Genomic DNA, 26068 nt, shown 5'->3' on the forward strand with positions numbered 1-26068 from the left:
TGGCGGCGTTTTTTTACGTCCCGATCAAAAGATCGCGTTCATGGCACTTCGCCTTGTGACTCCTACAGAGGAAGGAGCCAGCGCAGAATACCGGCAGAGGCTACCCCTGCTAGCACAGTCACCAGCAGTGGAAAGCGGCTTGCAACGGCGATCGTAATTGCCAGCGCAAGCACATCGGCCAGACGCCCTGTTGCAAAATGCGGGGCAATGACGGCGATAAGTACGCATCCCGGCGCGGCTTCCATCACCTGTCGGGTACGTTGCCCCATCTCGATATTGCGGAAGACAAGGTAACCCGCAATGCGCGTTAGGTAGGTCATCAAGGCCATGACAACGATGGTAAGGCAGGTCATCAGCATGGAGCGCTCTCCTTCGCCATTAGCCATGCCGTCAGCAGGCCCGCGCATGCACCGCTAGCAACGTACCAGCTACCGGGAATGAAGAGATAGGTCAGTATGGCAACGCCCAAGCTGATGCCCCACGGTATCGCGGCCCGCATGCCTTTCCACATGCCCCGTATCAGTACTAGGAACACGGCCGGAAAGGCCATGTCAAAGCCGAGCGCATGCACGTCACCCATTATCGGGCCCAGTAACCCGCCGATGGTGGTGAAGATGACCCATGACAAGTACAGGCCGGCGGATACCCCCGCGTAGTAGGGCACGGATAGGGCCTGCCGCCCTTGAGTGGCCGTGCGCTTGCGGGCATCGGCCAATGCCATGGCCCAGCTTTCATCACACATGAAAAAGAGCACGGCCAGCGCCTTTCGCTTTGATAAGTGACGAATGAAAGGCGCTAGCGCAGCGCCCATCAGTACATGGCGACTGTTGATCAGTAGTGTGATGGCGGCAATCAGCAGCAGATGAGGGGGAGAGGTCCACAGGGCAATGGCGGCGAACTCGGAGCCGCCAGCGAAGTTGAGGCCTGTCATTAACGAAACCTCTGCGGGATGCAGGCCTTTCTGGACAGCCTGTGCGCCAAGCACTAGGGCGAAGGGGATGAAGCCGATCTGCATCGCGACCGAGTTCTTCAAGCCTCGCATGACCTCGCGGCCACGAGGGGTATCAGATGCCGTGCCCATAGCGGTATTACCTAATGCCGTTGAAAAGGAAGAACCCACGAGTATAAGCGGCACAGGCATGCGGACCTACCACAATCGCGCATGGTCTGGCATCTGCGTCATGGAAAATGGGCTGGATATGGGCAAAAAAAACCCGCCTAGGGGGATGGCGGGTATCAAGCAGGGATGTCTTTGAGAAGAACAGAGAATACAACGCATGCTCTGTTTAGAAGACCAGTAATCACCGGAAGAGTTCCCTGCTGCCAATCTGCATGGAGCGATGGAAGGTGTGACGATCGTATCGTTCAGAAAAGCCGCCTGTGCAGGGCGGCAAGGAACCCGATCAATCACAGAATGCTATTGTCCAGCAAGGATCATGATGACTAATGACACTACGCGGTGAATAGTAACCTGATCTAAAGTACAGGTCAACCTGTACTTTGCTCGAAAAAGTACAGGTCACGATAATTTTTAAGTTTGAATAAAGTATGTGTATGCATGCAGCATAGCGCTTTGAAGCGGCTTCCTCTACCGTTAATTTTTGCGGTTTCTTTATCTAAATAGTAAACAAAAGTGCTCAAATTTCGTGAAAAACTCTTTAAATCGCGAAGATAAGAAAAAGGTTGCTAATGCTAGGTGAAGGAAAGAAAGACGCACCGAGGATAGGGCTATAAGCCTAGCGCTGGAGGCGTAGCAACGTGATAAAGATAAGAAAGGTGACCGCTAAGCCAGCATCTGAGGTGCTGAGCAGGCATGAATGGTCGGCCGTTCAGAGCGCCGCCATGAAGGGGGTGCCAGTACTTTACTCACTAGGCAAGTTGCGCGATGCAGAAAACGGCTTAACAGGGGCGGATATCTGGCGTGGAAAAGTTGATGGGGGGCCTAGACGTTCTTTTGTTAACGCACGAAGAAAGGGTTACTTGCTCGGCAGCAAAACTTATCCACACCCTCTCTTTATTTTTGATAAAAGAACAGCCGCTGTAACCAACAGCGGCTGTTGCAGTTGAAGCGTTGTGGTGAGGCCTATTTCTCGGCAGCGTTGACCGCTTTGTCCTTCCATTCGGAAGCTTTCTGGCTGGCGCTGTCATAAGCGTCAGAGGCGTGTTCCTTGACGCTGCTTGCCGCTTTGCTAGTGCCTTCCTTAGTTTTGTCCCACAGATGACCGCTTTCGGTTTTCAGCTCGGACGCTTTTTCCTGAACACTTTCAGACACGTCGTGTGCCTTTTCCTTGAGGGTGTCCGTCGTACTGCGGCTTTGCTCGGCGGTGGTGTCTTTGCCATTGCTGACAGCATCTGCCGCCCGGTCTCTCAGCTCAGCGGCTTTGTCCTTCGCATCACTGGCTTTTTCTGCACCCTGCTGTTTCAGGTCTGCCGCTTTCTCGTTCAGGCGGTCGGCCTCTTCACGCGTGCTTTTTCGTGCAGCTTCTGCTTTTTCGCGCGCAGCGTCACTGGTGTCGCCGGAGGTCTGTTTCTGATATGTCTCTTCTGCCTGCTGCTTCATCTCAGCCGCTTTGTCTTGCAGCTTCTGAGCGGCTTCAGCGGACTCGGCTTTGAGCTGCTCCGCCTTCTGGCTGGCTTCGTCGATGGCTTTGCTAGCGCCCGAACGAACGTTGGCAGCGGTAACCGATGCCGTCGCTGCAGCTCTGTCGCTGGCGGGCTGTGCATCCCACGCTTTCTGCGAGGATGTCTTAACCTCTTCATAGCTCTGATGCGTGCTGTTCATGCTGCGTTGAATGCGCTCATGCAGAGAAGGCAACGGGGTGTTGGTGTCATCGAGTGCCAGTGCGGATAGGGAAGCTCCTCCCAGAAGTCCGAATACGGTCAGCGCGATGCCGGCATTATGGATATGCTTCATTGTCTGCGATCTCCTTCCTTGAGATAGGCCCTGCATGAGGGTGTAACAGCGGGCAATACGGTCAATGTGGGTATAGGTTTAGCTCATCAAGCCAAAACCACGCAACATTGCACTCCAATATTCGGGCTGAACAGATATACAGGGCTGCGTTATGATGAAGCCTCCCGCCTTCCCTATTTCCGGAGCCTCCGCATTCCGTCATGGTCACAACCTCACGCGTTCGTCACCTTCCATATCAATACCCAGAGCATCTGCGTGCCGACGTTCAGCAGGCCCCGATGGCACCCGGGGTATACCTGTTTTTGGGGGAGGACGAACGGGTGCCGTTGTACATTGGTAAAAGCGTCAATCTGCGTTCTCGGCTGAATGCTCACCTGCGTAACAAGAGCGAGGCGCGCTTGCTGCATCAGACACGGCGCATTGCGTTTCACTGCACGGCTGGGGAGATCAGTGCGCTGCTGTTGGAGGCGCGGCTGATCAAGCAGCGCCAGCCGCTGTTTAATCGACGCCTGCGGCGCCAAGGCACACTGAGTTCCATCGTGCTGGATGACGCTGGGAAAGTGCAGATCGAACCGTCACAGCGCATCAATTATGGGCGTGATCCGCGGGTATATGGGCTGTTTAAAAATCAGAAGAAGGCGCGAGACGTGTTATTGGCACTCGCAGACGAACACCAGCTGTGCCTCGGCGTCATGGGGCTGGATTCGTTAGTGCGTCAGCGAGGCTGTTTCCGGGCCAGTATCGGTAAGTGCCGCGGCGCATGTCAGGGGAAGGAAAGCCTTGTCGAACACCGAGAGCGGTTACTGCTGGCACTGACGGATTACCACGTGGTGATGTGGCCCTACGATGGCCCGGTGGCACTACGCGAGCAGCATGGCGATATGACGGCGTATCATGTGCTAAATCATTGGCGCTACCTAGGAAGCTTTGACTCGCTGGCACATGCGCAGCAAGGACATTGGCAGGTCGACGATCACTTTGATGCGGATATCTATAAGATCACGGTCAAGCCACTGCTGGCGAACGGTGTCGATATCGTGGCGCTTTTACCACGTGGGGAAAAGGATGGAAAGCATGAGTAGAGCATGTGCCAGAGCCGTATCACGGTGGCAGAGGGAGAGGGCATGTTTCACGTGAAACATTGTCGGGACTAAATATTACCACGTGAAAAGGGCATCCTTGCCCAAACTGCCACGTGGGACATCCTGGTACCACGTCAATGCGCTTAATAGCGAGGCGGCCTGACCAGTTCGGGCCAGATGATTTCCCAGTCGTCCGGGCGCAGCATCTGGCGTGTGATCTCCTTGCCCGAAAGTTGCTCTAGGCTTGTTGCCACTCGCGCTGAAGGCCGCTTGTGGCCGTAAGCGACGAGGCGAAGATAGTTTCGGCTGACTCCTGTCTGCTCGATGTCGTTGTCACTTGCCGTGCGCAGCCACTCCAGCAGTTCATCAATTCTGTTCATGACCATAACCATCCTACGAATAAAGCCAACGCATCCTCATATGATGCGGTCGACCAATGTTCTCTTATATTAGGAAACGCTACGTATCGGTGTAAACGCGAGTGCGTAGTGATGGTGTGGTGAATTGGTAACGGTGTGCATCATGCTGATTGATCAATAACATAAATATACCAATCGCTGTGCATTGGCTGCGTGAAGGGCGGTCATGGTGAATGGGATATGGAACCTGTGGCGAGCTGTCCATTTCTGTAATCCGCATAATGCTGATAGTCTGGATTCTTTCCTTCTAAATTCTTCCATCAACCCAAGCGAGGGTATCGACCATGGCGTTCAACCTGAGTCAGCGTCATCTTTTGAGTCTTATGCGGCACACTCCCGAAGAAATCCGCTATCTGATAGATCTTTCTGCAGAGCTCAAGCGTGCACGACGAGCAGGTACTGAACAGCCACGGCTACAGGGCAAGCAGATTGCGCTGATCTTTGAAAAGACCTCGACGCGCACGCGCTGTGCCTTCGAAGTGGCTGCCAAAGATCAGGGCGCTCACGTGACTTACATCGACTCATCCTCTTCACAGATGGGCCATAAGGAGTCGATCAGCGATACCGCACGTGTACTGGGCCGCATGTTCGATGCCATTGAGTTCCGCGGCGCGGATCAAATCACGGTTGAAACGCTGGCAGAATATGCGGGTGTGCCGGTTTTCAATGGTCTGACAGCTGAATTCCACCCGACACAGATGCTGGCCGATGTGCTGACCATGATTGAGCACAGCGATAAACCGCTGCATCAGATCAGCTACGTTTATCTGGGCGATGCGCGCTACAACATGGGACGTTCGCTGCTGATGATCGGTGCCAAGCTGGGTATGGATGTACGCATTGCTGCGCCGAAGGCGCTGTGGCCGGATGACGGTTTCGTTGAAGAGTGCCAGGCGTTTGCACGCGACAGTGGTGCGCGAATCACGCTGACCGAAGATGCTCTGGCGGCCGTCAAAGGTGTCGATTTTGTACATACCGATATCTGGGTGTCGATGGGTGAACCAGCAGAAGTATGGGATGAACGTATCGCCCTACTGCGCCCGTATCGCGTTGATGCCGCGCTGATGACGGCAGCCGATAATCCGCGCGTGAAGTTCATGCACTGCTTGCCGGCGTACCACAACCAAGAAACGGCCGTGGGTCGCCAGGTGGCTGCGCGTTATCCGGAATTTGGTGATGGCGTTGAAGTGACAGAAGAGGTGTTCGAGTCACCGGCCAGCATCGTCTTCGATCAGGCTGAAAACCGTCTGCATACCATCAAGGCGGTTATGGTGGCGTCGTTGGCCTGAGGACGCTGATTAATACGTATCAGCGATAGCACCCCCGTTATGGTGCCCTGCAATGGGCGCTGTGGCGGGGGTGTTTTGTTTCACGTGAAACAAACAGTGAGTTCTAAATTATTTGCTATTATTCAATGCGTTATTGGGTATGTATGGTCGGTTTTTTCTGGAAATATGTCTGCCAGTGCTGAAAAATACCACGTGAAATGCGGGTGGTCATGGCCGTTGGCCTGTTGAAAATGCCTCTCTCCGCTTGGAACAACGCTACGTTGCTTCGCCGTATCACGGACAGTTAAATACAAAAATCCCCTGCCTTTGGCTAGCAAGGCAAGGGACATCCGCACGGAGTGCGATCAGGAAATGGCTCCGCCTTATGGTGAAGGGTAAGGACGGTGCATCGTCTCGTTAGCTTCACCATAAGAAAGCTTTTCCCGTATTACTGTAGCGGTACGCGTACCAATATCTTGTCCTGCTTCTTCTCAATGGTGATATCCAGCTGGTTACCGTTATCGAGGTAGGCCGTTGCCGTGTAGAAATCGTCTTTAGGCTCGTCGTCGATAGCGACGGCTATGCAGGACGCTTTTTGATAGAACTGGTCATGAATGATGGTGGTGACGATAGGGCAGGCCGCTTCTTCGATCTCTGAGTCACTGTCCATGAAACCCACGATCACTAGCAAAACAAAACCGGCAATCCATGCATAGAAGTAGTTTTTGCTATGGCCGATAAGGTTGGCGCGTTTCCACAGGTAGACAGGGATCAGCACGGCCCAGTAGGTTTCCGGTGCGTCATAGCCGGCGGCTTTCAAACGTCGTTCATCTACCACGCAGAGAATGACGTTGATGATAAGGATGAGCCACCCGATATTGATATCGAAGAGTAAGCCCAGCAGTGCGCCGATGATCTGTACGCCGACCAATGCCCAGACAAAACGGTTGTCCACATCGCTAGACGCCAGTGGCGGCGGGCCAGACAGAGGAGGAACGCTGGCGGCTAGCTCCGTTTCCTTCAGCGACACCCAGTCACCGGCCCCTGCCCAGACCTTGGTGTCCAGACCAATCACGCTTGAGGCGGCAAAGCCTTTCATCTGATCAATAGTGAAAGGACCGTTTCTTGTTCCGTTCTTGGAGTAATACCACGTTGCTTCTGACACCCCTGATCTCCTAAATATAAAAAGGCATTTTGCAGGCCATGAATAGCCGTCTTGGTGCTTGCTTCGTCACAGAACTTTGAGTTCCTGAGATGCAATGATGCCGATCCCATTTCTGGGGTATCGGTTACTTAGAGGGCAACATACTGCGTTACAAACGCTTTTAAAACCTTTGTTAATATTTATGTGGCTGTTATGACAGATAAAATCTCATTCTTTTGGGGTGTCATCAAAATGAGTAAGTAGCGTGCTGGGCCGATATTTTCTAGGGCAGCTTATGTTTTGGGTCATGTTCTACGTGCAAATGAACGAGCCAATAAGAAAATAAATAACGCATTCATGAAAAGAAAAAGCCCTCGCGTAATAGTAATACGCAAGGGCTTGATACAGGATGGCGCATAGACAGACGTTTCGGGAATACGCGCTTTCCCTTGGTGCCAGCCCGATGGTCTTGTCGCTTTAATACCGTTGCAGCTAAGTACTCGCTGGCTGTATCTACGCTTGGGGGTTAGGCGGTCAAAGCTGCTTGGCTGAGAAGGTATCGCAGCGTGCCATGTCGCCGCTGTCGAAGCCGACCTTGAACCAGCGTACACGCTGTTCAGCCGTGCCGTGCGTGAAGCTGTCGGGCACCACGCGGCCCTGCCCTTGACGCTGAAGGTTGTCGTCGCCGATGGCGTCGGCTGCTTTCAAGGCATCTTCGATTTCGCCCGGTTCGAGCCAGTTGTAGCGGCTTTCGGCCTGATGGCCCCATACGCCGGCATAGCAGTCAGCCTGCAGTTCTTGGCGTACGGAAAGCCCGTTGGCCCCCTCGCGCGCAGCGCCTTGACGTTCGGCTTGAGTGACCTGGCGATCAATGCCGGTCAGGTGCTGTACGTGGTGCCCCACTTCATGTGCGATGACATAGGCCTGAGCGAAGTCGGTGCCAACCTTAAAGCGTGACTTCATTTCTGCGAAGAAGGAGGTATCGAGATACAGTTTCTGGTCGGCTGGGCAGTAGAACGGACCGACCGCGGCGGAAGCATAGCCACAGCCAGAAGAGACGCTGCCACTGAACAGGACCAGTTTCGGGGGCTGGTACGTCTTGCCCTGCTGCTTGAATATCTCTGTCCAAGTATCTTCGGTATCGCCCAGCACCGTGCTAATGAACTCGTCACGGCTGTGGTCGACTTGGCTCGGTGTGGTCGATGACGTATTCGATTGCGTCGCTACGCTGCCACCGTTGCCGCCGATCTGTCCTAGAACCTGGCTGAGAATCTGCATCGGGTCCTGTTTCGTAATCAGACCGAAGGCCACCACCAGTACGATCCCCGCGATGCTGATCTTGCCACCGCTTAGGCGCATACCGCCGCCGCTAGAGCCGTTGCTGCGTTCGTCTTCGATATTGCTGCTGCGTCTGCCGCGTTGCCACTTCATATGTCGATCGTCCCTGTTCGTTCTACGCTATGAAACCCAAAGGCTCTCCGTTCCGGTGAGCGGCCCTGTCATAAAGCGTATCACCTGAATCAAGAAAGCGAAGCATTCTGACCGTATGCACGGCCAGAGAGAAGAGCAAAAAGACTATCCGCGCGCCGAGTAGAGCTGTCCTGATCCCATGTAGCGAGGCAGCAGTACCCACATTTCACCGCGTTGTTTCATGCGCCCAGCGGTTTCTCCTGCGGCATCACCTAGGCCCCAGAAGTAGTCGGCACGAACAGTGCCCTTGATGGCACTGCCGGTATCCTGAGCGATAACCAGTTTCTGGATCGGTTCATTGGACAGCGGACGCGTGGTCGACAGAAATACCGGTGCGCCCAGTGGTACATGCGAGGGGTCGACGGCGATGCTGTGTTCCGGCGTTAGAGGAACGCCCAACGCGCCAGTGGGCCCGGTCGACTCATCGACGGCAGGCATCTCGCGGAAGAAGACGACGCGCGGGTTGGCATTGAGCATGTCGTCGACTTGCTGAGGGTGGGCATGTGCCCATTGCTTGATGCCTTTGATCGTGGCTTGGTCGGCGGTGATCTGATGACGATCAAGCAACCAGCGTGCGAAGGAACGGAAGGGCAGGTTGTTGGTGCCCGCAAAGCCCACGCGAATCATGCGGCCATCTTCCAGCCTGACGCGTCCTGAGCCCTGCACTTGCAGATAGGCCACATCGACAGGATCGTCCACCCATACTAGTTCTCGCCCTTTGAGGAATGGCTGCTTCATCAGGTGCGCACGTGGTTTGTTGACCTGCGTGCTGGCGATGCCGTGTGGATAGCGATAGACCGGCGTCTGATAGGGGCCGTGGCGGGTCAGAGAACCACGCAGCACGGGCTCGTAATATCCCGTGATCAGCCCGGTTGTTGAGCCATCGTCGTTGGTCAGATGCCATGGCCGGAAACGTTCTTCGAAGAAGCGCTGTAGCTCGCTGGCATTGGCGGCGTTCATGCGCTGAGCGTCCATGCACACCTGCTGCCAGTCACGCTGCTTACCCAGTGCTTTGCAGCTTTGCAGGAACGGTTGCCATGCCGACTGTGCCTGGCGCTCTGACCAACCGGGAAGCTGCTGCCAGTCTTCCGTGCGCCAGCGCGTCAGTGACGAGCCACTACCGGCATCGGTGCGCAGACCCGGCACGTAAGCTGTGTTCTGGGGTGTGGACGGGCGAGGTGCTGTCGAGCTACAGGCCGTTACCAGTAGGCCTGCGAACAGCAGATGACCAAAAGACATCAGAGAGCGCAGATAGCGAAGCGAACGCACGACAGACCTCGTTGCAATACGTAAATGATTGCGATGGGATGGCGGGGCATCTCTCGCAATGATGAAAGGCGGACGTTGCGTAGTGTAGAGACTCGACGGCCCTCTGTTCCAGCATTTGCAATGCGGTTTTTACAGAGGGTAAGTTTCGCTACGCTTTTCTATGACCCATGGGTATGACAAGGATTCCGTCGGTAATGCACAAGAACACGCCGCAGCTTCATCTCGGTCTGGCCATGTGGGCCAATCCTGATTGGAAAGGAAGCCTCTATGCGCCGCATACGGCGATGACGGAAAGTCTGCCCGACTACGCTGCGGCTTTCGATGCCGTGGAAGGCAATACGACGTTCTACAGCGGTATTCCCAAGGAAGAGACCGTGCGAGTTTGGGCCGCTCAGACGCCCGAGTCGTTTCGCTTTTGTTTCAAGCTGCCCGCTTTCATCACACATGAAAAGCGTCTGCGTGACTGTGAGGCCGATATTGCACGCTTTCTTGAACGGTTAAGTCTGTTGGGACCTCGCCTCGGGCCGGTCATGGTTCAGTTGCCGCGCGATCTGGGTCAGGAAGCCATGATTGATCTCGAACGCCTTCTAGTGCAGTGGCCTGCCCATATTCCCTGTGCCGTTGAACCACGGTCGTTTGATTTCTTTGCCAAAGGCGACGCGGAGCGAGCGTTCAATCGTCTGTTGATAACTCACAACGCTGACCGTGTCATGCTGGATGTTCGGCCGGTAATGATGAATCCGGGGGCTCCCGGTTCGGCCCTGTGGAAGGCACAGCAGGAGAAACCCAAACGCCCGCTGCATGTGATCGCTACGGGGTCGCGGCCTATCGTGCGCTTTATCGGCCATTTTGAGGATCAGATCAACGATCCGTTGTTTGCGCCGTGGGTCGATCGGCTTGCCCTGTGGATAAGTCAGGGGAAAACCCCTTTTCTGTTTGTGCATACTCCTGACAATCGGCAGGCACCAACGCTGGCACGGCGCTATGCCGAGCAGGTTTCAGCAGCACTGCAGCATAATGGTCAGGTAAGGGTGCCGGACACGTTTGCTGGGGAGCATCAAAGCACGCTGTTCTGACCCATAGAGGGAAGCCGTTTGGGCTTGCGACTAGATCAGGTTATCCACATGCGGTTTCAGCGTTGTAGGCCTGCATTCTTCTGAAGAGGACTCTGGCGCTATCGGGCGGTGATCAGGGCTTCATGGTATGCTGTGGTTATTTACAGCGCGCCTTGAAGGGACGCTGAATACCGTCTTTCTACTTCTCTATTCAAGACCTCTGGTCGCAGCGATGAAGGTGCCGTCCAGAGGCCATCAGCGGAACACCAGACATGAACTCCCATCATCTGCTTGATTCGCTCAACGACGAACAGCGCCAGGCCGTCAGCGCACCGCAGGGCAACCTGCTGGTACTGGCAGGGGCTGGCTCCGGCAAGACGCGCGTGCTGGTGCACCGCATCGCTTGGATGCTGGAAGTCGAGCGCTTGTCGCCCTACAGCATTTTGGCGGTAACCTTCACCAACAAGGCCGCACGTGAAATGCGTACGCGTCTGGAAGCGTTGCTGAGCGTCTCGCCGCGGGGCATGTGGGTCGGTACGTTCCACTCCATTGCGCACCGTCTGCTGCGCACGCACTGGCACGATGCAAAGCTGCAGGAACACTTCCAGATCATCGACAGTGATGATCAGCTGCGGCTGATCAAGCGCCTGTTGAAAGACCACAACATTGACGATGAAACCTATCCGCCTCGGCAGGTGATGCAGTTCATCTCTGGGTGCAAAGAAGAAGGACTGCGACCGGGGCAGGTCGAGGCGCATGGCGATCAGTACTTGCTGCGGATGGTCGAGCTGTACGAACTGTATCAGCTGACCTGCGAACGCTCAGGGCTGGTCGACTTTGGCGAGTTGCTGCTGCGCTCGCTGGAGCTGCTGCGTGACAATCCCCCGTTGCTTGAGCACTACCGTGAGCGGTTCGGCCATATCCTTGTGGATGAGTTTCAGGATACCAACCGTCTGCAGTACGCGTGGCTGAAGCTACTCGCGGGTCCCAATGGCCATGTGACAGCCGTGGGCGATGATGACCAGTCTATTTATGGCTGGCGCGGTGCGCGCGTCGAGAACATCGTGCGCTTTAGCGAGGAGCTACCGAACACGCAGGTCGTGCGCTTGGAACGCAACTACCGCTCGACCAATGTGATTTTGGATGCGGCCAACGCCTTGATCCGCAACAACACTGGGCGCATGGGCAAAGAGCTGTGGACCGATATCAGCGGTGGCGAAAAAATCTCGGTGTATGCGGGGTTCAATGACCTCGACGAGGCACGCTATATCGTCGATACACTGCAGAAACTCATCAAAGAACACGACTACAAGCGTAGTGATATTGCCATCCTCTATCGCTCCAACGCGCAGTCGCGCGTTATTGAGGAAACGCTGATTCGTTCCAAGGTGCCGTACCGTATCTACGGTGGACACCGCTTCTACGAGCGCCTTGAGATCAAAAACGCGTTGGCCTATCTGCGCTTGATGGTCTCACGCGAAGACGACGCGTCGCTTGAGCGAGTCATCAACGTGCCCGCCCGCGGCATAGGTACCAAGACAGTTGAATTGTTGCGAACACATGCTCGTGACGAAGGCATTTCACTGTGGCAGGCATTGCACGACCTTGTCGCTCACAAGCAGGTCAGCGGGCGCGCCGCTAGCGCGTTGCAGACCTTCGCTAATCTTGTCGATCGTCTCGACAACGAAACTTCGGGACTAATGCTGCACGAAATCATCGACCACGTGATTACCGTGACGGGATTGATTGAGCACCATCGCGCAGAGAAGGGTGAGAAGGGGCAGGCGCGTGTAGAGAACCTAGAAGAGCTGGTCAGTGCAGCACGTGCATACGTGCAGGGAGACATGCGCGGTACCGACCCCTTCGAACCGGCCGGTGAAGCAGTTGGCGACGCTACACTGGAAAACTTCCTTTCTGAAGCGGCACTGGATGCTGGGGATCACGAAGCCGACGAATTCGAAGATGCGGTACAGATGATGACGCTGCACTCAGCGAAAGGGCTCGAGTTCCCGGTCGTCTTCATTGCCGGTATCGAGGAAGGGTTGTTCCCACACAATCGGTCGATAGAAGATCCCGCTGGGTTGGAGGAAGAACGACGCCTCTGCTACGTGGGTTTGACACGCGCCATGCAGCGTCTGTACCTGACCTATGCCGAGATGCGCCGTCTGCACGGCAAGGAAACCTATCAGCGGGCATCGCGCTTCATTCGCGAACTGCCCGAAGACCTGATTGAAGAAGTGCGCTTGCGTGGACAGGTTGCCCGTCCTATGCCGCCGTCCCGCAGCAGCTTTTCATCGAAGAATGCATCGCGTGGTGGGCTGTACGATTCCAAGCGCTCGCTCGAGCAGCAGCAGGCTGAGCACGATGGCATGAGCCTATCGCTGGGGCAGCGCGTTTCTCACCCGGTCTTTGGGGACGGTACTGTGATTGGTGCCGAAGGCCAAGGCAGTCGTGCGCGCGTCCAGATCAATTTCGACGATGAAGGCAACAAGTGGTTGGTGCTGGGCTTTGCCAAGCTGCAACCGCTCTAAGCGCTCGTGCCTTCCGCGCTGAGCGCGGTACATCGCGTTACCCTTATGATGCCGTCGCATTCTGCTCACGCAGGGTGCGCCGGCATTGTTATCCTCGGGTATAAATATCAACCAACAAGGGCCATGTCATGAATGCAATCGATGCCTTACAGCAGGGCGCCCGAATGGTGCTGTCCCCCGGATTGCGTCGTTACGTCGTCGTTCCGGTGGCTATCAGCGCGGTGCTGTACGTTGTGCTACTGGGCTTTCTCTACGCTTACCTGCCTGGCTGGAGCGATGCGCTGACCCGCCATTTTCCTTCATGGCTGCATTGGTTGTCGTGGCTGATATGGCTTTTGATGATGGCTACATCGTTAGTTATCACTTACTTCACATTCACGCTTGTCGTTGCCTTTCTGGCGTCCCCCTTCTATGGCCTGCTGGCGGAACAGGTCGAACGGCAGCTAGGGGGGAGTGGCAGTCAGGACGAGCGGCGCTGGGGGCAGCTGATCACTGATAGCCTCGGGCGTGAATGGCAAAAACTGTCGTTCATCCTGCCGCGGATGGCGCTGCTGTTCGCTATCGGCTTTGTTCCGGGGACACAGCCGTTCATGCCAGTGGCCTGGCTGCTTCTTTCGGCTTGGTGCCTGTCCATTCAGTATCTGGACTATGTGATGGATAACCATCAGGTGAGCTTTGCGGATATGCGTGGCTTGCTATGGAAGCATAAGGGACAGACGCTGCTCTTTGGTCTTATCCTGACGCCTCTTATCGTCGTCCCGATACTCAATCTGATTATTATGCCCGCGGCCGTAGCCGCAGGCGTTATTCTCTGGAGCCACCATTATCGAACGGGGTCTTGATAGTCGAGTGCTTTTGATAAGCCATCTCTGGGGTTTGTAAGTGGTTACAAACTTTGGATGCCGTCAATTGATGCCATGTTTGCCTTCTAAGCCAGTTTTCAGCAGGGCAGGAAGGAGAGTAAATCAGAAGGTGCTACGCTTCATAGAGTGGTGCGGTTCAGTATGAGCGCAGTCCACCGTGTCATATTTCATCGGCTCTGATGGCCAGCGGCTATGACCATCGGGGCATTTTCCCCTTTACCGTCATTCTTGTACCTGAGACCTCATTCATGGCCCGTGAATCGCGTTCGCTTCGCCGTCTGGCGCTGCCATCAGTATTACTGGGAATGGTTATGACGGCAGTGGTGGGGTGTGCTGGCGAGCCTGCCAAACCCACCACGCGTTCTCCCTCACTCAAAGTGGTCGATCATCAGCCGATCAGCCCTCCCGTGTTGCAGGATGCCTTTCCTCCTCGCTATTACAGCCCCGCAGAAGCACAGAAGCTAGAACGACGCAGTGGCTATCGCGTCGATCACAGCCTGCGCTCTTCCGCGGCCAACGCACGTGTGCGAACGCTGGTGATCCACTACACGGGGGGAGACGATCCCGCTGCCATCCGTGAGCTGACCGGCGAACACGTTGGCGTGCACTATCTGATTCCCGAACAAACCGGCATCTACAATAGCCAGCCTGTCATCATGCAGCTGGCCGATGAGGATCTGCGGGCATGGCATGCGGGCGTCAGTTCGTGGAAAGGACGCGACAACCTTAACGACACCTCCATCGGTATCGAGATCGTCAATCCCGGTTTCACGCGGACTGAAACAGGGATGGTGTGGCATCCGTTTTCATCTTCTCAGATTAATCAGGTTGTGGTGCTCGCGAAGGATATCGTTAACCGCTATGGCATCACGCCGACCGATGTCGTAGGGCACTCGGATATCTCGCCGGGCCGCAAGCTGGATCCGGGTCCCTTCTTCCCATGGAAAGAGCTGGCCGATGCGGGGGTGGGGGCGTGGCCTGATAGCGCTACGATCGCTGCCTATCGGCAGCGCTTTGATAGTCTGGGCCTGCCGGCGATTGGTGATCTGCAGAACGCGTTTTCACGCTATGGCTACAGTTTGGTATCCAGCGGGGTAATGGATGAGAAGACACGGCAGGTCGTGGCTGCGTTCCAGATGCACTTCCGACCCGCCGATTACAGTGGCGTTGCCGATGCGGAAACAACGGCCATTCTGTTTGCGCTGCTCGACAAGTATCAAGGGCCTGCCGTTGCCCAACAATTGCTAGGCAGCCGCTTCGCACCTAAGCCTGTTCCTGTGCGTGCCGTCAGACGTAAGTAAGTGATCGCTATCGCTGAATAGATCTTTAAACAAGGGAATAAAAAAGGCGCATCATCATGATGCGCCTTTTTTGTGAGAGCAAAAGAGAGGGTTACAGGCCGTTAGGAATCAGGCGGTCTTCAGGGAAATGTAGGCTGAAGCGGGCACCTTCTCCGGGAGCACTCTTAATGGTCAAATAGCCTTTGTGGCGCAGCATGACGTGCTTGACGATCGCAAGCCCAAGCCCCGTTCCCCCAGTGGCACTGGAACGCCCCTTGTCGACACGATAGAAACGTTCGGTTAGGCGTGGAAGGTGGCGTTGGTCGATACCATCGCCATCATCTGCCACTTCGAGAATGCCGCCTTGAACGCTGCCATGTGCGTCACGTTCCAATGTCCACGTCAGCTCGATAGTGCGCTGTTGGCCGGAATAGCGCACGGCATTCGATACAAGATTGGTGATGGCGCTACGAATTTCGAGAGGGTCGCCGTAGAGGCTGTAGCCCGGTTCGACCTTCATAGTCAACGTATGGCCGTAGGACTCCGATAGTGCGATACCGTCACGGCGCACGTTGTCGATCAGGGCTGCAATATCCATGATGGCGTGAGGCGTGGTGCGGGTATCGTTTTCCAAGCGCGATAGCATCAGCAGGTCATCGGTCAGGTGCTGCATGCGCTCGGCCTGCTGTTGCATCTGGCCGATGCCGCGAGCCAATCGCGGCGGCAATATATCGTTAGCGGCCTGTTCGAACGTTTCCAGATAGCCACGCAGCACGGTCAGTGGTGTGCGTAGCTCATGGGAGACGTTAGCGACGAAATCGCGGCGCATTTGTTCCAGACGATGCAGACGCGTGACGTCACTGACAATCAGCAGTCGCTCGTCGTTGCCAAACGGAGTGATGCGGTACTGTAGCATGTATGACGTATCAACCGGGGACGGACGGACAAGCGGTTCATCGTAGTGCTGATCTTCGTAGTAGCGTACGAACTGTTCGTCGTGCAGTACGTTCGTGATGACCTGACCTCGGTGTTCCTGTGTGTTCAGGCCAAGGATGCGTTGTGCGGCATGGTTCCAGCTATCGAGTTGCCCGTGGCTGTCGATAGCAACAATCGCATCGGTCATGGCCTCGGCGGTCTGTCCCATACGGAGGACAGCATCGTTCAGGCGTTTCTGGCGGCGATGCTGTGCTTGACGGTAACGGTGCAGGCGCGACAGCATGGCCCCCCAGCCGCCGTTAGCCCACGGTACAGGCTGCTCTGGTGTACGAAACCAGCGGTAGACCTGCCAGAGTTGCCGCAGCTGTCGCAGCAGTGCCGCCATGAGGCCAATACACAGCCCCCACAGCCATTGATGCTGTGAGAATCCCAGTATTCCCGTTGGCACGAGCACCAGCGGTAGCATAACCATCAGTTCACGCAGCCAGAACATGCGGCGTTATCCCTGTCAGACGAAGCAGTCAGCAAAAGCGGTGTCCTGAGTGGGCACCGAATGGAATGAGTGTAGCGGTTCTCGCTCGCGTTCAGCGCTGGGCCGAGAAGCGGTAGCCTGAGCCACGGACAGTTTGGATCAGGCCATCGTAGCCTTCTCCCATCGCTTTGCGCAGGCGTCGGATATGAACGTCGATCGTGCGCTCTTCTACAAACACGCTTGCACCCCACACGCGATCCAGCAGCTGTGCGCGACTGTAAACGCGTTCCTGATGGGTCATGAAGAACGACAGTAAGCGATATTCGGTAGGGCCCAGCTCAAGTGGGCGCCCGTCGATGGTGACGCGCTGACTGGTGGGGTCGAGTACCAGGCCGTTCACTTCGACGGTGCCTTGGCCGCTTGGCGCGGCGCGGCGCATAACCGCGCGCATGCGGGCAATTAGCTCGCGCGGCGAGAACGGCTTGGTGACATAGTCATCAGCGCCGGCTTCAAGCCCCTGCACCTTGTTGTCTTCCTCACCTTTTGCCGTCAGCAGAATGATGGGAATTTCATGGGTCGTCTCGTCGCGCTTCAGGCGGCGCGCCAGTTTGATGCCGCTGATATCGGGCATCATCCAGTCCAGCAGAATCAGATCGGGACGATGATCAAGCACCATCTCGTGGCCTTGCTGCGCATTCTCGGCTTCCAGCACCTCGAATCCCGCCATTTCAAGGGCGGTTGCCAGCATGTCGCGGATGGCCGCTTCGTCATCGATGATCAGGATGGTCTGCGCCATAGTGGCTCCTCATGAAACCAGTGGTGGGCTGATGAATCAGGGCCAGAGCGACAGCGCGATACCGCCGAACAGACACACTCCTGTCCAGTGATTGTTGAGAAATGCCTTGAAACAGGCGTCGCGATCGCGGAAGCGCGTCAACCACTGCTGGTACAGGAAGGTAGCGGCAACACCCATTACCCCCAGCCAATAGAATCCCCCCAGTGCCATGCTGAGTCCCAGACCGGATAGCAGCACCAGCATCAACAGTTGCAGCAGCATGATGATGGCGAGGTCGGCGTTGCCGAACAGAATGGCAGTGGACTTAACGCCAAGCTGCTGATCATCGTCGCGATCGACCATGGCGTACTGGGTGTCATAGATCACCGACCATACCACATTGGCTAGAAACAGCCACCAAGCGTCCAGCGGCACGGTGCCCTGCACGGCGCCGAACGCCATTGGGATGCTCCAGCCGAATGCCGCTCCTAGCACGACCTGAGGAAGGTGGGTGTAGCGTTTCATGAACGGATAGATGGCGGCTAGGGCGGCACCACCGAACGACAGCAGCACCGTGAATGCATTGGTGAAACAGACAAGAATAAAGGAAGCGCCTAACAGGATACCGAACAGTGCCAGTGCTTCTTTGGGAGCGATTGCCCCGACGGCCAGGGGGCGTGATCGGGTGCGTGCGACATGGCCGTCGATGTGCCGATCGGCATAGTCGTTGATCACGCAGCCCGCTGCGCGCATCAGATAGACCCCCAGCAGGAAGATCACCAGCACGCGTCGAGAGGGAATGCCCTGGCGGGCCAGCCACAGCGCTGAGAGTGTCGGCCACATCAGCAGCCAGGTACCAATAGGTCGATCTAGGCGCATCAGCCGAATGAAATCGCAGGCGCGGTAGCGAAGGAAGTGGTGTATGGCGTGCAACATGGATGGATCCCAGAGCAGAAAACAGTAAAGAGGCCTTATCCTTGCATGGAGAGTACCCGAATGATGTCTATCATTGCCATGACACATGTGAGTGTGTGACACGACGTGACAAATATATGTATAGCGGACCGGCGCGACTGGCACCGCCTCATATGATGTTGCTACGATGACGCTGGCATTGCCATGACAGAGTCGCATGGCGACAACCGGCTCATCATGTGTAGTTGAAGGCATGATGACATGCACTATCGCGGCATTATAGGCAGGGCATTTCCCCGTGGAGGTGTCATGTCAGTGTGTCCAGGCATGACGGGGAACATTAGCGCACTCGTTGCGTGTTTCCGTCCAGGGATGGGCACGTGTGCCATACTTTTTTCTGTTTTTCAGGAGTTCAACATGCGTAAACCGGAACTTGCAGCAGCCATCGCCGAACGTGCAGATCTGTCTAAGGACAAGGCCAGCCAGGTGCTGAATACCATTCTTGATGAAATCAGCGGTAGCCTGTCTAAAGGTGGTGACGTTACTTTGATCGGTTTCGGTACCTTCACCGTGCGCGAACGTGCTGCACGTACAGGTAAAAACCCGCAGACGGGTGAACCGCTGACCATTCCGGCCAGCAAGAACGTTGCTTTCAAACCGGGTAAGAATTTGAAAGACGCTGTCGCGAAGAAATAACGATATCTTCTTCCTTACAGCAGCATATAAACACCGTGGGCCCTGAAAGGGACCCACGGTGTTTTGCTATGTGTCGGGTCTATGACGAGGAGGTATCGGACGAACGAGCAGGCGGTGAAGAGGGCCGTGCCACTGATGGTGCAGGGCGCGATAGTGGCTTTGTTTCTGGCTGAGGTTGAGCCGCTCGCTGTGGCTGAAGCAGGCCCAACGCCTTCCTACGAAAGGTCTTTCGATATGGCACCCGCCAAGGCTTGATTGTCGCATCAGTGGCAGGCGTCTGTTTTACATGGAAAAGAAGCAACTATGCGTGGGGTATCGCTTGAGGGGTAATAGGAAGGCAGGCAATCAATAGAGATGAAGGATAGATCGTCCAGCGATACAAGCGCTTGAGAACAGAAGCGTGACACATGCTATGCGCAACATAATGGTCTTCCATCTGGCGGTGTCGCCTGAAAGGTTATCTTCGTTGTGTTGTCGCAGTGGTGTCAAAGTGTGAACACCGATAACGACAATATGAATAAGCGCAATGCTCAAGATAAAACGCCAAGAGACCTGCTGCGTTGAAATGAACAGTGACAGCAGGCCCAGCGAGCAAAGCCCCGCTGGGGCAAGAAAGGTTGAACGCAACACCATAGGGATGGCGCGCAGATAAGTGTCACTCTGCTGTTGCCTGTGTTGCGCTGAGCGCTGGCGCAACACAGCCCCACAGACCAGATGAGCCAGATAGAGTGCCATTGCCAACTGGAGCAGTACGATCGCCAGCAGCGAGTTTATCGCAACCCATTTCACCAGCCATAGACAGGCAAGTGTGGTCGCCATCGCCCCTATCAGCTGACCGGCCTTTTGTATGGCTCGGTGGGTGTTTGCGCCTTGTATATGGCTCGCATTTAGCTGTCGGTCCGATACAACACAGATTGAAAGCGACAGAACGGCGGTAATCACCCATTGGGTCAGCAGCATGATCGACACCTTTATACCGGTACGGTATTTATTCTCTAACATGTCTTGCGAAAGGGGTGTGGATAACATGATGGACTGTGTTATCCACACCCTCTGTTATTGTTCCGATGCGTATGCCGCCAGAAGAGCAGGCATCAGTACCTGCTGCAAAGGGGCCAAAGGCAGACGGTCAATATTCCCCAGAGGCACCCGTTCCAGCTGCTCTATTTCAGCCTGCGGAAATACCGTCTGATCAATTCGCCCCCAGAATACATCGGCGACTACCGTCATATCGGCTTCGTTGGCTGCTGGCGCACTGAACTGACCCAGCGGTTTCAGCGTCTGTGGGTCACATTCCCAGTCCAGCTCTTCTTTTAGCTCACGTGTGAGTGCCATGAGATTGTCTTCACCGACTTCGGGCTTGCCTCCCGGCATCATGAAGAGCTGTGTATTGCGTTTGCGCACTAAAAGAAGTTGGTTCTGGTCATCCAGTAGGCAAGCGGCAACGACGCGTATGATGGAAGGAGCCATAGAGTATCCTTTTATTCTTTAGATAGAGCCGAGAGCGCAATAAACCGCATTGCCATCCCATGCAGATGATTCATCTTGAATGTTATAAGGATGAATTCATGGTCGTGCCGTAGGGAGAGATAATGTTTTCGATGGCTCCCTGGCCCTGATATTTCTGGCGAAGATGTTCATATTGCCGTTTTGCGAGCTTGCACGTGCGATTGGCTTCGTTGATGTTTTTCTGGAGCGCTTCGGGAGGGAGTGTATTGTCCACCTCGCCAGCCATATGTTCACAGTCTTCCATGTTGGTCAGAAAGATGCGTATATCCCGTGGAAGCGTTATGGCGGAATCAGCGGCTACAGCGGAGGATGCCAGACTAGCGGCAAACAGCGCACAAATGATCTGACGTGTCTTCACCATTTTCCCCTATGAGATGACAAACGGCCCATGATAGCAGAGTCATGGAAGTGAACCAGCAATCTCTTTTATGACGTTAACGTTATATGAATAGGAGATGGCTTCTTTATCTCTCGGGCGGAAAGCCACGTGCTCATGCTTGCCACTGCTCCCTTTCCAAAGGGATCTTTTAGCATGGCGAGAGGAGGTAATGAGTACTTTTCCTTAGGAATATATGACGTTCACGTTAAGATAATTAAATACATGATGTTGATTTTAAACGATATATTTTTAACTGAATTAACTTATCCTCAAGGGTAAATTCAATGAAACGTCAATTTTTGGCTTCTATCACCAACTTTACCTCAAGGGCAAAAATAATAGATGTGGCGGTGGTATTGGCTTTTCCATTACTTTTATTACGTTTACGTAATGGTTTGGATTGAGCTCAATAATGACGCCCATCAGGTGGCCCGCATCAGCGGGGTTTCATAGGCACAGGCAAGTCTGGATCGCTTTGATATTCGAAAAGGTCTGGCAGCAAGTAACGGTTGTTTCAGGCCTTAGCTGACCATCATGCCGAAAGGGTGCGTACGCAATGAAGGGCGGGTTAAAAAAGCATCTGTCGTTATATTTTTTGCAGGGATAGGAAGTGTCATCAATTGGATTACATGGCTTTGAATAGCTACTTATTTATTCTTATTTGTCTTTATTGTTTTATTTGATGTGTCATTTTAGGCATTTTATAGCTGTTCTTTCAATACGTTACGATTTATATGGGTGTGGGATTTTATATAACAACGCGTGCTCCCCTTAAATATTGGCAATGTCCTCTTGCTTGTCCAACACTAATGGCGTTCCCAAGTGGTAACAAGCGGTCAAGCAAAGGACGATAATCAATGAACGTAGCAACTCGAGTTATGCAGATCGACCTGGACGTCATGTGTTATGGCGATGGTGAAGGGTATGATTACAATGATTTGAAAGACTATATACGGGCTCGTCTGGAAGGTTCTGGGGCCAACGTTGTTTATGTGCAGGTCTTCAGCGAAAACTTCGACAATATCGCTAATGACCGTGATCGAATGGCGGATTACTTGCTGTTTGATCCGGGCCACTCGCTTGGCGCCAATGTCATGAATGCGAACATCTTCAAGGCCGGTGTTAAGATCATTCGCGAACTGCTTCCTGACAGTCGCATTCTTGTCTGGACGCCCAGCATCTATAACGCCTTCCTGATGGCGGACAACACCGTTGTGAAGGCAACGGAAGAAGCCGAAAGCGAGAACTGCGTGTGGTATCGCCGCGCCTCTCCGTTCAGTGAGCTGACCCATACGCGTCTGGCGACGTTCTTCGAGGCGCTGGGACAGGCCAGCGAAGCACTGGACGGTGTGATGTTCCAAGACGATCTGCTGCTGTCGAACTGGGAAGATGTGTCTGATAAGGGGGTCGAGTTGCTTGTTGCCCGCTACGGCCTGACTGACACCAGCGATGATGCCCTGAACGACTTCCTCAACGACGATGAAAATACGCAGAACCAAGACTGGCGTCGTTATAAAACACAGGCGCTGGATCAGCTCAGCCGTGAAATGTTCGATGCCTTCCGTCGCGGCTATCAGCAGGCCTTCCCTGAACGCTTTGCGCAGCGTGAGCAGTCTGACAGTACGCGCCTACTCTTCGCTCGTGACTACTACGATGCCGCTGTGCTGTACCGCGATGCCGTCACGGGGGAATGGTACGCACAGAACCTGGATACGGCACTCGACCTTTACGATCAGGTTGTGGTGATGTCCTACTTCAATATGAGCGCTGGCGGCGATCCGGCCTCTGACGATGCGATGTCATGGCTGCGAAATTTGGCTCAGACGGCGATCGCTATCGCGGACAGCAATGGTCGTCAGCGCTCGCACAAGCTGGTATTCAAGCTGCAGAGCGTGTGTTGGAGCTACTACTCTAGCGGTGAGGACTACACCATCCCCGCTGCCGTTCTGAGTCAACAGGTGCAGGCGCTGGTGGATGCCGGGGCGAAAGGGGTCGGATTCTACCCTGCGTTGCAAGGTAGCGCTCATTTCGATATGTCTGCACTTTGAGCCACTGATATCTCTGACCGGATGACAGTGTCCTGATGGATAGGCCCGTTCTTGTCGGCAGCGATGAGAGCGGGCTTTCTGCATAGAGTCGCTGTCTGATGCAGTCCACTGCCTTCAGGACATGTCGATACAGAGTGAAGAAGAACAGGCATTGCTGACAGGAAAGGGGGGTGACATGGTCGTGATGAAAAAAGGCCTCTATCTAGCCTTGTTGGCGGCGGATAGAGGCATTGTGCTTGCTGAGGCGTCGGTGTGATGGGTTACAGCTGCGTTAATGCTTTGCCGATATCGGCTAGGCTTTTGACGACCGTTACACCGGCTGCTTCCAGTGCTTGAGTCTTGTCGGCAGCCGTTCCTTTGCCTGACGCAATGATGGCACCAGCATGGCCCATGCGCTTGCCTGCAGGTGCCGTCACGCCAGCGATATAGGCCACCACCGGTTTGGTGACGTTGGCTTGGATGTATTCCGCCGCTTTTTCTTCGGCGTTGCCGCCGATCTCACCGATCATCACGATCGCTTTCGTTTTCGGATCCTGTTCGAACAACGCCAGCACGTCAATGAAGCTCGTGCCCGGAATGGGGTCGCCGCCGATGCCTACACAGGTGGACTGCCCCATGCCGATATCCGTTGTCTGTTTGACGGCTTCATAGGTCAGCGTGCCTGAGCGGGAGACGATGCCTACGCTGCCCGGCAGGTGGATATGTCCCGGCATGATACCAATCTTGCACTCTCCGGGTGTGATAACACCGGGGCAGTTGGGGCCAATCATGCGAACGCCAGCCTCGTTGAGGCGCGCCTTGATGGCCAGCATGTCGAGTGTCGGGATACCTTCGGTAATCGTGACGATCAGCTCAATGCCGGCATCAATGGCCTCAAGAATGGAGTCCTTGCAGAACGGGGCGGGCACGTAGATGACCGATGCTGTTGCGCCGGTAGCATCTACTGCTTCCCGTACCGTATTGAAGACCGGTAGGCCTAGATGAGAGGTGCCGCCCTTGCCGGGGGTTACGCCGCCGACCAGCTGAGTGCCGTATTCCAGTGCCTGTTCGGAATGGAAAGTGCCTTGGCTGCCTGTGAACCCCTGACAGATCACTTTGGTGTGTTTGTCGATCAGAATGGACATTATTTCCCCTCCGCGGCAGCGACGGCGCGTTGTGCCGCATCCGTCAGATCGGTTGCTGCAATGATATCCAGCCCGCTGTCGGCCAGACGCTGAGCGCCAAGTGCTGCGTTGTTTCCTTCTAACCGAACAATGACCGGAACATCGACGCCGACCTCAGTAATGGCGCCGATGATGCCTTCCGCGATTAAATCGCAGCGTACAATTCCGCCGAAGATGTTCACCAGTACGGTCTTGACCTTGCTGTCTGACAGGATCAGCTTGAAGGCTTCCGTGACGCGTTCCTTAGTGGCACCGCCCCCGACGTCGAGGAAGTTAGCTGGCGCACCGCCGTGAAGCTTGATGATGTCCATCGTGCCCATCGCCAGCCCTGCACCGTTCACCATGCAGCCGATGCTGCCATCCAGTGCCACATAGTTGAGCTGCCATTCGGCCGCTCGCGCTTCGCGTTCATCTTCCTGAGACGGATCGCGTAGCGTGGCAAGGTCCGGGTGACGGAACAGCGCATTGCTATCAATGTCCAGCTTGGCATCCAAGCATTTGAGATCACCGCCTTCAGTGATAACCAGCGGGTTGATCTCGACCATCGATAGGTCGCAGGTAGTGAACAGTGCTGTCAGCTTCATGAAGATATCGGTGAACTGACGAACCTGCTTGCCTTGCAGCCCGAGAGCAAAGGCAAGTGAGCGGCCTTGCCACGGTTGAGCGCCCAGAAGCGGATGCAAAGTGATGGTGTGAATGCGCTCTGGTGTCTGCGTGGCCACCTGCTCGATGTCCATCCCACCCTCTTGAGAAGCCATAACCACGATGCGCTGGGATTCACGGTCGATCACGATGCCCAGGTATAGCTCACTAGCAATCGCTGTGGCTTCTTCCACGAGCACTTGATGGATGGGCTGCCCCTGTGCGTCGGTCTGATGGGTAACCAGCTGCTGGCCTAGCCAGTGTTCTGCAAAGGCATGCGCCTCTTCGGCGCTGTGAATGAGCTTCACGCCGCCGGCCTTACCGCGGCCACCCGCATGCACCTGACATTTGATGACCCATGGAGCGGGGCCCAGCAGGGCCGTAGCCGACTCAGCTTCGCTGGCGGAAGTACAGACATGTCCTTCGGGCACAGGCAGACCGTGCTGACGGAACAGCTGCTTGGCCTGATATTCGTGTACGTTCATGGTGTTGGAGTTCCTGCTGGCGATAAGTGAAAGGCGTCAATCCTTGCGTTTCAGAAAAGACTCACCGGCCATGGGGTGCGGGCAAACGGTGATGAAGAGCCTATAACAAGGCCGTCGTGTTTTCTGATCATGCCATATCGCAGGAGAGTTCGCAGGCCACTAGGGCACAGGATTCGATCATGGCCTGCGAAATGCAGATTCAGCAACGCAAGTGGGAGGCCGAAATTGCATGCTCCGCTTTAATGTCATGCCCGTGGCATGGCCTTGGGGAAAAGAGGTGACACGTGCCGATGATCGGCTTCTAGTCTGGAAAGAGTGTCCGATGCGGCAGCGATGCTTTAAAACGAATTAAAAGTGCCTTTATATTGTGATAGAGAAAAGGGCGAGGGGAGGAGGCAGCTGTCTCTGGTCGAGTTATGTGAAAGAAGAAGGTATGAACGAGAGCAATAACCTAATCGGTAAAAAAGCAGAATTAAACTAATTGGCCTATTTGTTAATAAAAAATAGCGACAACGAGCGCTACACGGCTTTTGTTGTTAGAGCCAGATATAAGGAGCGCAGGACTGAATTAGGTATGGAGGGCCGAGGTTTATGCCTCATCCTACGGGCGTTGGCGGGAATTTCTTTTTCGATACAGTTCGTATTATAAGTGGTGGGAAAGACATGCGGGGTGGCATTTGGTCTCTCTGCCACTTTGGATGAAGCATTGCTATACCTAATAGAATACGCAGTTTCGGGGCGTTGTTATCCATC

Annotated in this window: 23 protein-coding genes; 8 read left to right on the forward strand and 15 right to left on the reverse strand. The window is 54.9% G+C overall.

Annotation, left to right across the window (positions count from 1 at the left end):
* Positions 1–62 precede the first annotated feature (62 nt).
* From ZBT109_RS00310 to ZBT109_RS00320, 3 genes are all read right to left on the reverse strand, one after another.
* Complete coding sequence (locus ZBT109_RS00310) at positions 63–359, reverse strand: AzlD family protein (protein ID WP_027704405.1); 297 nt, start codon at positions 357–359, stop codon at positions 63–65.
* Positions 353–1081: an AzlC family ABC transporter permease gene (locus tag ZBT109_RS00315; RefSeq protein WP_027704406.1), complete on the reverse strand. Its 729-nt coding sequence runs from the start codon at positions 1079–1081 to the stop codon at positions 353–355. The genes ZBT109_RS00310 and ZBT109_RS00315 overlap by 7 nt, the downstream gene beginning before the upstream one ends.
* A 1002-nt stretch (positions 1082–2083) precedes the next feature.
* A complete protein-coding gene (locus tag ZBT109_RS00320) occupies positions 2084–2914 on the reverse strand; it encodes a hypothetical protein (RefSeq protein WP_027704407.1) in 831 nt (276 codons plus the stop codon).
* 200 nt (positions 2915–3114) lie between these two features.
* Between ZBT109_RS00320 and ZBT109_RS00325 the strand changes: the two genes are divergently transcribed.
* Positions 3115–3996, forward strand: coding sequence for a GIY-YIG nuclease family protein (locus tag ZBT109_RS00325; protein ID WP_027704408.1), 882 nt, complete (start codon positions 3115–3117; stop codon positions 3994–3996).
* A gap of 143 nt (positions 3997–4139) precedes the next feature.
* Here ZBT109_RS00325 and ZBT109_RS00330 read toward each other — a convergent pair whose 3' ends face one another.
* Positions 4140–4376 carry a transcriptional regulator gene (locus ZBT109_RS00330; RefSeq protein ID WP_051523661.1) on the reverse strand — a complete coding sequence of 79 codons (237 nt, stop codon included), beginning with the start codon at positions 4374–4376 and terminating at the stop codon, positions 4140–4142.
* 323 nt (positions 4377–4699) lie between these two features.
* Here ZBT109_RS00330 and ZBT109_RS00335 point away from each other — a divergent pair, with 323 nt between their 5' ends.
* A complete protein-coding gene (locus tag ZBT109_RS00335; RefSeq protein WP_027704410.1) occupies positions 4700–5704 on the forward strand; it encodes an ornithine carbamoyltransferase in 1005 nt (334 codons plus the stop codon).
* A gap of 427 nt (positions 5705–6131) precedes the next feature.
* Here the strand turns inward: ZBT109_RS00335 and ZBT109_RS00340 are convergent, their stop codons facing one another.
* From ZBT109_RS00340 to mltA, 3 genes are all read right to left on the reverse strand, one after another.
* Positions 6132–6848: a DUF4339 domain-containing protein gene (locus ZBT109_RS00340; RefSeq protein WP_169733982.1), complete on the reverse strand. Its 717-nt coding sequence runs from the start codon at positions 6846–6848 to the stop codon at positions 6132–6134.
* A 513-nt stretch (positions 6849–7361) separates the two neighbouring features.
* Positions 7362–8258, reverse strand: coding sequence for a KPN_02809 family neutral zinc metallopeptidase (gene ypfJ / locus ZBT109_RS00345; protein WP_027704411.1), 897 nt, complete (start codon positions 8256–8258; stop codon positions 7362–7364).
* 144 nt (positions 8259–8402) lie between these two features.
* Positions 8403–9566, reverse strand: a complete 1164-nt coding sequence (mltA, locus tag ZBT109_RS00350) for a murein transglycosylase A (protein ID WP_051523634.1) — start codon at positions 9564–9566, stop codon at positions 8403–8405.
* A 194-nt stretch (positions 9567–9760) separates the two neighbouring features.
* Between mltA and ZBT109_RS00355 the strand changes: the two genes are divergently transcribed.
* The 4 genes from ZBT109_RS00355 to ZBT109_RS00370 all read left to right on the forward strand — a co-directional run bounded on the left by ZBT109_RS00355 (position 9761) and on the right by ZBT109_RS00370 (position 15316).
* Positions 9761–10642 (forward strand): DUF72 domain-containing protein, encoded by an 882-nt coding sequence (locus ZBT109_RS00355; RefSeq protein WP_027704412.1) that lies wholly within the window; start codon positions 9761–9763, stop codon positions 10640–10642.
* A gap of 251 nt (positions 10643–10893) precedes the next feature.
* A complete protein-coding gene (gene uvrD / locus ZBT109_RS00360; protein ID WP_027704413.1) occupies positions 10894–13152 on the forward strand; it encodes a DNA helicase II in 2259 nt (752 codons plus the stop codon).
* Positions 13153–13280: 128 nt separating this feature from the next.
* Complete coding sequence (cysZ, locus tag ZBT109_RS00365) at positions 13281–13994, forward strand: sulfate transporter CysZ (RefSeq protein WP_027704414.1); 714 nt, start codon at positions 13281–13283, stop codon at positions 13992–13994.
* Between the two features lie 269 nt (positions 13995–14263).
* Positions 14264–15316: an N-acetylmuramoyl-L-alanine amidase gene (locus tag ZBT109_RS00370; RefSeq protein ID WP_169733983.1), complete on the forward strand. Its 1053-nt coding sequence runs from the start codon at positions 14264–14266 to the stop codon at positions 15314–15316.
* A 91-nt stretch (positions 15317–15407) separates the two neighbouring features.
* Here ZBT109_RS00370 and phoR read toward each other — a convergent pair whose 3' ends face one another.
* From phoR to ubiA, 3 genes are all read right to left on the reverse strand, one after another.
* Positions 15408–16724 carry a phosphate regulon sensor histidine kinase PhoR gene (gene phoR / locus ZBT109_RS00375; RefSeq protein ID WP_027704415.1) on the reverse strand — a complete coding sequence of 439 codons (1317 nt, stop codon included), beginning with the start codon at positions 16722–16724 and terminating at the stop codon, positions 15408–15410.
* 91 nt (positions 16725–16815) lie between these two features.
* Positions 16816–17499 carry a phosphate regulon transcriptional regulator PhoB gene (gene phoB / locus ZBT109_RS00380; protein ID WP_027704416.1) on the reverse strand — a complete coding sequence of 228 codons (684 nt, stop codon included), beginning with the start codon at positions 17497–17499 and terminating at the stop codon, positions 16816–16818.
* Positions 17500–17535: 36 nt separating this feature from the next.
* A complete protein-coding gene (gene ubiA / locus ZBT109_RS00385) occupies positions 17536–18414 on the reverse strand; it encodes a 4-hydroxybenzoate octaprenyltransferase (RefSeq protein WP_051523635.1) in 879 nt (292 codons plus the stop codon).
* 396 nt (positions 18415–18810) lie between these two features.
* Between ubiA and ZBT109_RS00390 the strand changes: the two genes are divergently transcribed.
* Entirely contained in the window at positions 18811–19089 is a 279-nt protein-coding gene (locus ZBT109_RS00390; RefSeq protein ID WP_027704418.1) for an HU family DNA-binding protein, read from the forward strand.
* Positions 19090–19434: 345 nt separating this feature from the next.
* Here the strand turns inward: ZBT109_RS00390 and ZBT109_RS00395 are convergent, their stop codons facing one another.
* The 3 genes from ZBT109_RS00395 to ZBT109_RS00405 form a co-directional block, all read right to left on the reverse strand.
* Entirely contained in the window at positions 19435–20049 is a 615-nt protein-coding gene (locus ZBT109_RS00395; RefSeq protein ID WP_027704419.1) for a hypothetical protein, read from the reverse strand.
* A 96-nt stretch (positions 20050–20145) separates the two neighbouring features.
* The gene (locus tag ZBT109_RS00400) at positions 20146–20559 is read right to left on the reverse strand and encodes an NUDIX hydrolase (RefSeq protein ID WP_027704420.1); all 414 of its coding nucleotides are present in this window, start codon (positions 20557–20559) and stop codon (positions 20146–20148) included.
* An 82-nt stretch (positions 20560–20641) separates the two neighbouring features.
* Positions 20642–20959 carry a hypothetical protein gene (locus ZBT109_RS00405; RefSeq protein WP_027704421.1) on the reverse strand — a complete coding sequence of 106 codons (318 nt, stop codon included), beginning with the start codon at positions 20957–20959 and terminating at the stop codon, positions 20642–20644.
* Positions 20960–21834: 875 nt separating this feature from the next.
* On the opposite strand from ZBT109_RS00405, the gene ZBT109_RS00410 reads away from it, so the two are divergent.
* On the forward strand, positions 21835–23025 hold the full coding sequence (locus tag ZBT109_RS00410) for a poly-beta-1,6-N-acetyl-D-glucosamine N-deacetylase PgaB (protein ID WP_084261702.1): 1191 nt from the start codon (positions 21835–21837) through the stop codon (positions 23023–23025).
* Positions 23026–23285: 260 nt separating this feature from the next.
* Here ZBT109_RS00410 and sucD read toward each other — a convergent pair whose 3' ends face one another.
* Positions 23286–24149 carry a succinate--CoA ligase subunit alpha gene (gene sucD / locus ZBT109_RS00415; protein ID WP_027704423.1) on the reverse strand — a complete coding sequence of 288 codons (864 nt, stop codon included), beginning with the start codon at positions 24147–24149 and terminating at the stop codon, positions 23286–23288.
* On the reverse strand, positions 24149–25315 hold the full coding sequence (gene sucC / locus ZBT109_RS00420; protein WP_027704424.1) for an ADP-forming succinate--CoA ligase subunit beta: 1167 nt from the start codon (positions 25313–25315) through the stop codon (positions 24149–24151). The genes sucD and sucC overlap by 1 nt, the downstream gene beginning before the upstream one ends.
* Positions 25316–26068: the final 753 nt, after the last annotated feature.

It is taken from the genome of Zymobacter palmae (assembly GCF_003610015.1).
In the GTDB taxonomy this organism is placed as follows: domain Bacteria; phylum Pseudomonadota; class Gammaproteobacteria; order Pseudomonadales; family Halomonadaceae; genus Zymobacter; species Zymobacter palmae.

What these genes read in the sequence shown, in the direction of transcription:
- ZBT109_RS00310 (WP_027704405.1), bottom strand. Translation starts at nt 359, where the DNA reads ATGCTGATGACCTGCCTTACCATCGTTGTCATGGCCTTGATGACCTAC.
- ZBT109_RS00315 (WP_027704406.1), bottom strand. Translation starts at nt 1,081, where the DNA reads ATGGGCACGGCATCTGATACCCCTCGTGGCCGCGAGGTCATGCGAGGC.
- ZBT109_RS00395 (WP_027704419.1), bottom strand. Translation starts at nt 20,049, where the DNA reads ATGCTGCTGACCCAATGGGTGATTACCGCCGTTCTGTCGCTTTCAATC.
- ZBT109_RS00335 (WP_027704410.1), top strand. Translation starts at nt 4,700, where the DNA reads ATGGCGTTCAACCTGAGTCAGCGTCATCTTTTGAGTCTTATGCGGCAC.
- ZBT109_RS00390 (WP_027704418.1), top strand. Translation starts at nt 18,811, where the DNA reads ATGCGTAAACCGGAACTTGCAGCAGCCATCGCCGAACGTGCAGATCTG.
- ZBT109_RS00320 (WP_027704407.1), bottom strand. Translation starts at nt 2,914, where the DNA reads ATGAAGCATATCCATAATGCCGGCATCGCGCTGACCGTATTCGGACTT.
- ZBT109_RS00405 (WP_027704421.1), bottom strand. Translation starts at nt 20,959, where the DNA reads ATGGTGAAGACACGTCAGATCATTTGTGCGCTGTTTGCCGCTAGTCTG.
- cysZ (WP_027704414.1), top strand. Translation starts at nt 13,281, where the DNA reads ATGAATGCAATCGATGCCTTACAGCAGGGCGCCCGAATGGTGCTGTCC.
- sucD (WP_027704423.1), bottom strand. Translation starts at nt 24,149, where the DNA reads ATGTCCATTCTGATCGACAAACACACCAAAGTGATCTGTCAGGGGTTC.
- ZBT109_RS00400 (WP_027704420.1), bottom strand. Translation starts at nt 20,559, where the DNA reads ATGGCTCCTTCCATCATACGCGTCGTTGCCGCTTGCCTACTGGATGAC.
- ZBT109_RS00325 (WP_027704408.1), top strand. Translation starts at nt 3,115, where the DNA reads ATGGTCACAACCTCACGCGTTCGTCACCTTCCATATCAATACCCAGAG.
- ypfJ (WP_027704411.1), bottom strand. Translation starts at nt 8,258, where the DNA reads ATGAAGTGGCAACGCGGCAGACGCAGCAGCAATATCGAAGACGAACGC.
- ZBT109_RS00370 (WP_169733983.1), top strand. Translation starts at nt 14,264, where the DNA reads ATGGCCCGTGAATCGCGTTCGCTTCGCCGTCTGGCGCTGCCATCAGTA.
- phoB (WP_027704416.1), bottom strand. Translation starts at nt 17,499, where the DNA reads ATGGCGCAGACCATCCTGATCATCGATGACGAAGCGGCCATCCGCGAC.
- uvrD (WP_027704413.1), top strand. Translation starts at nt 10,894, where the DNA reads ATGAACTCCCATCATCTGCTTGATTCGCTCAACGACGAACAGCGCCAG.
- phoR (WP_027704415.1), bottom strand. Translation starts at nt 16,724, where the DNA reads ATGTTCTGGCTGCGTGAACTGATGGTTATGCTACCGCTGGTGCTCGTG.
- sucC (WP_027704424.1), bottom strand. Translation starts at nt 25,315, where the DNA reads ATGAACGTACACGAATATCAGGCCAAGCAGCTGTTCCGTCAGCACGGT.
- ZBT109_RS00410 (WP_084261702.1), top strand. Translation starts at nt 21,835, where the DNA reads ATGAACGTAGCAACTCGAGTTATGCAGATCGACCTGGACGTCATGTGT.
- ZBT109_RS00330 (WP_051523661.1), bottom strand. Translation starts at nt 4,376, where the DNA reads ATGAACAGAATTGATGAACTGCTGGAGTGGCTGCGCACGGCAAGTGAC.
- ubiA (WP_051523635.1), bottom strand. Translation starts at nt 18,414, where the DNA reads ATGTTGCACGCCATACACCACTTCCTTCGCTACCGCGCCTGCGATTTC.
- ZBT109_RS00355 (WP_027704412.1), top strand. Translation starts at nt 9,761, where the DNA reads ATGCACAAGAACACGCCGCAGCTTCATCTCGGTCTGGCCATGTGGGCC.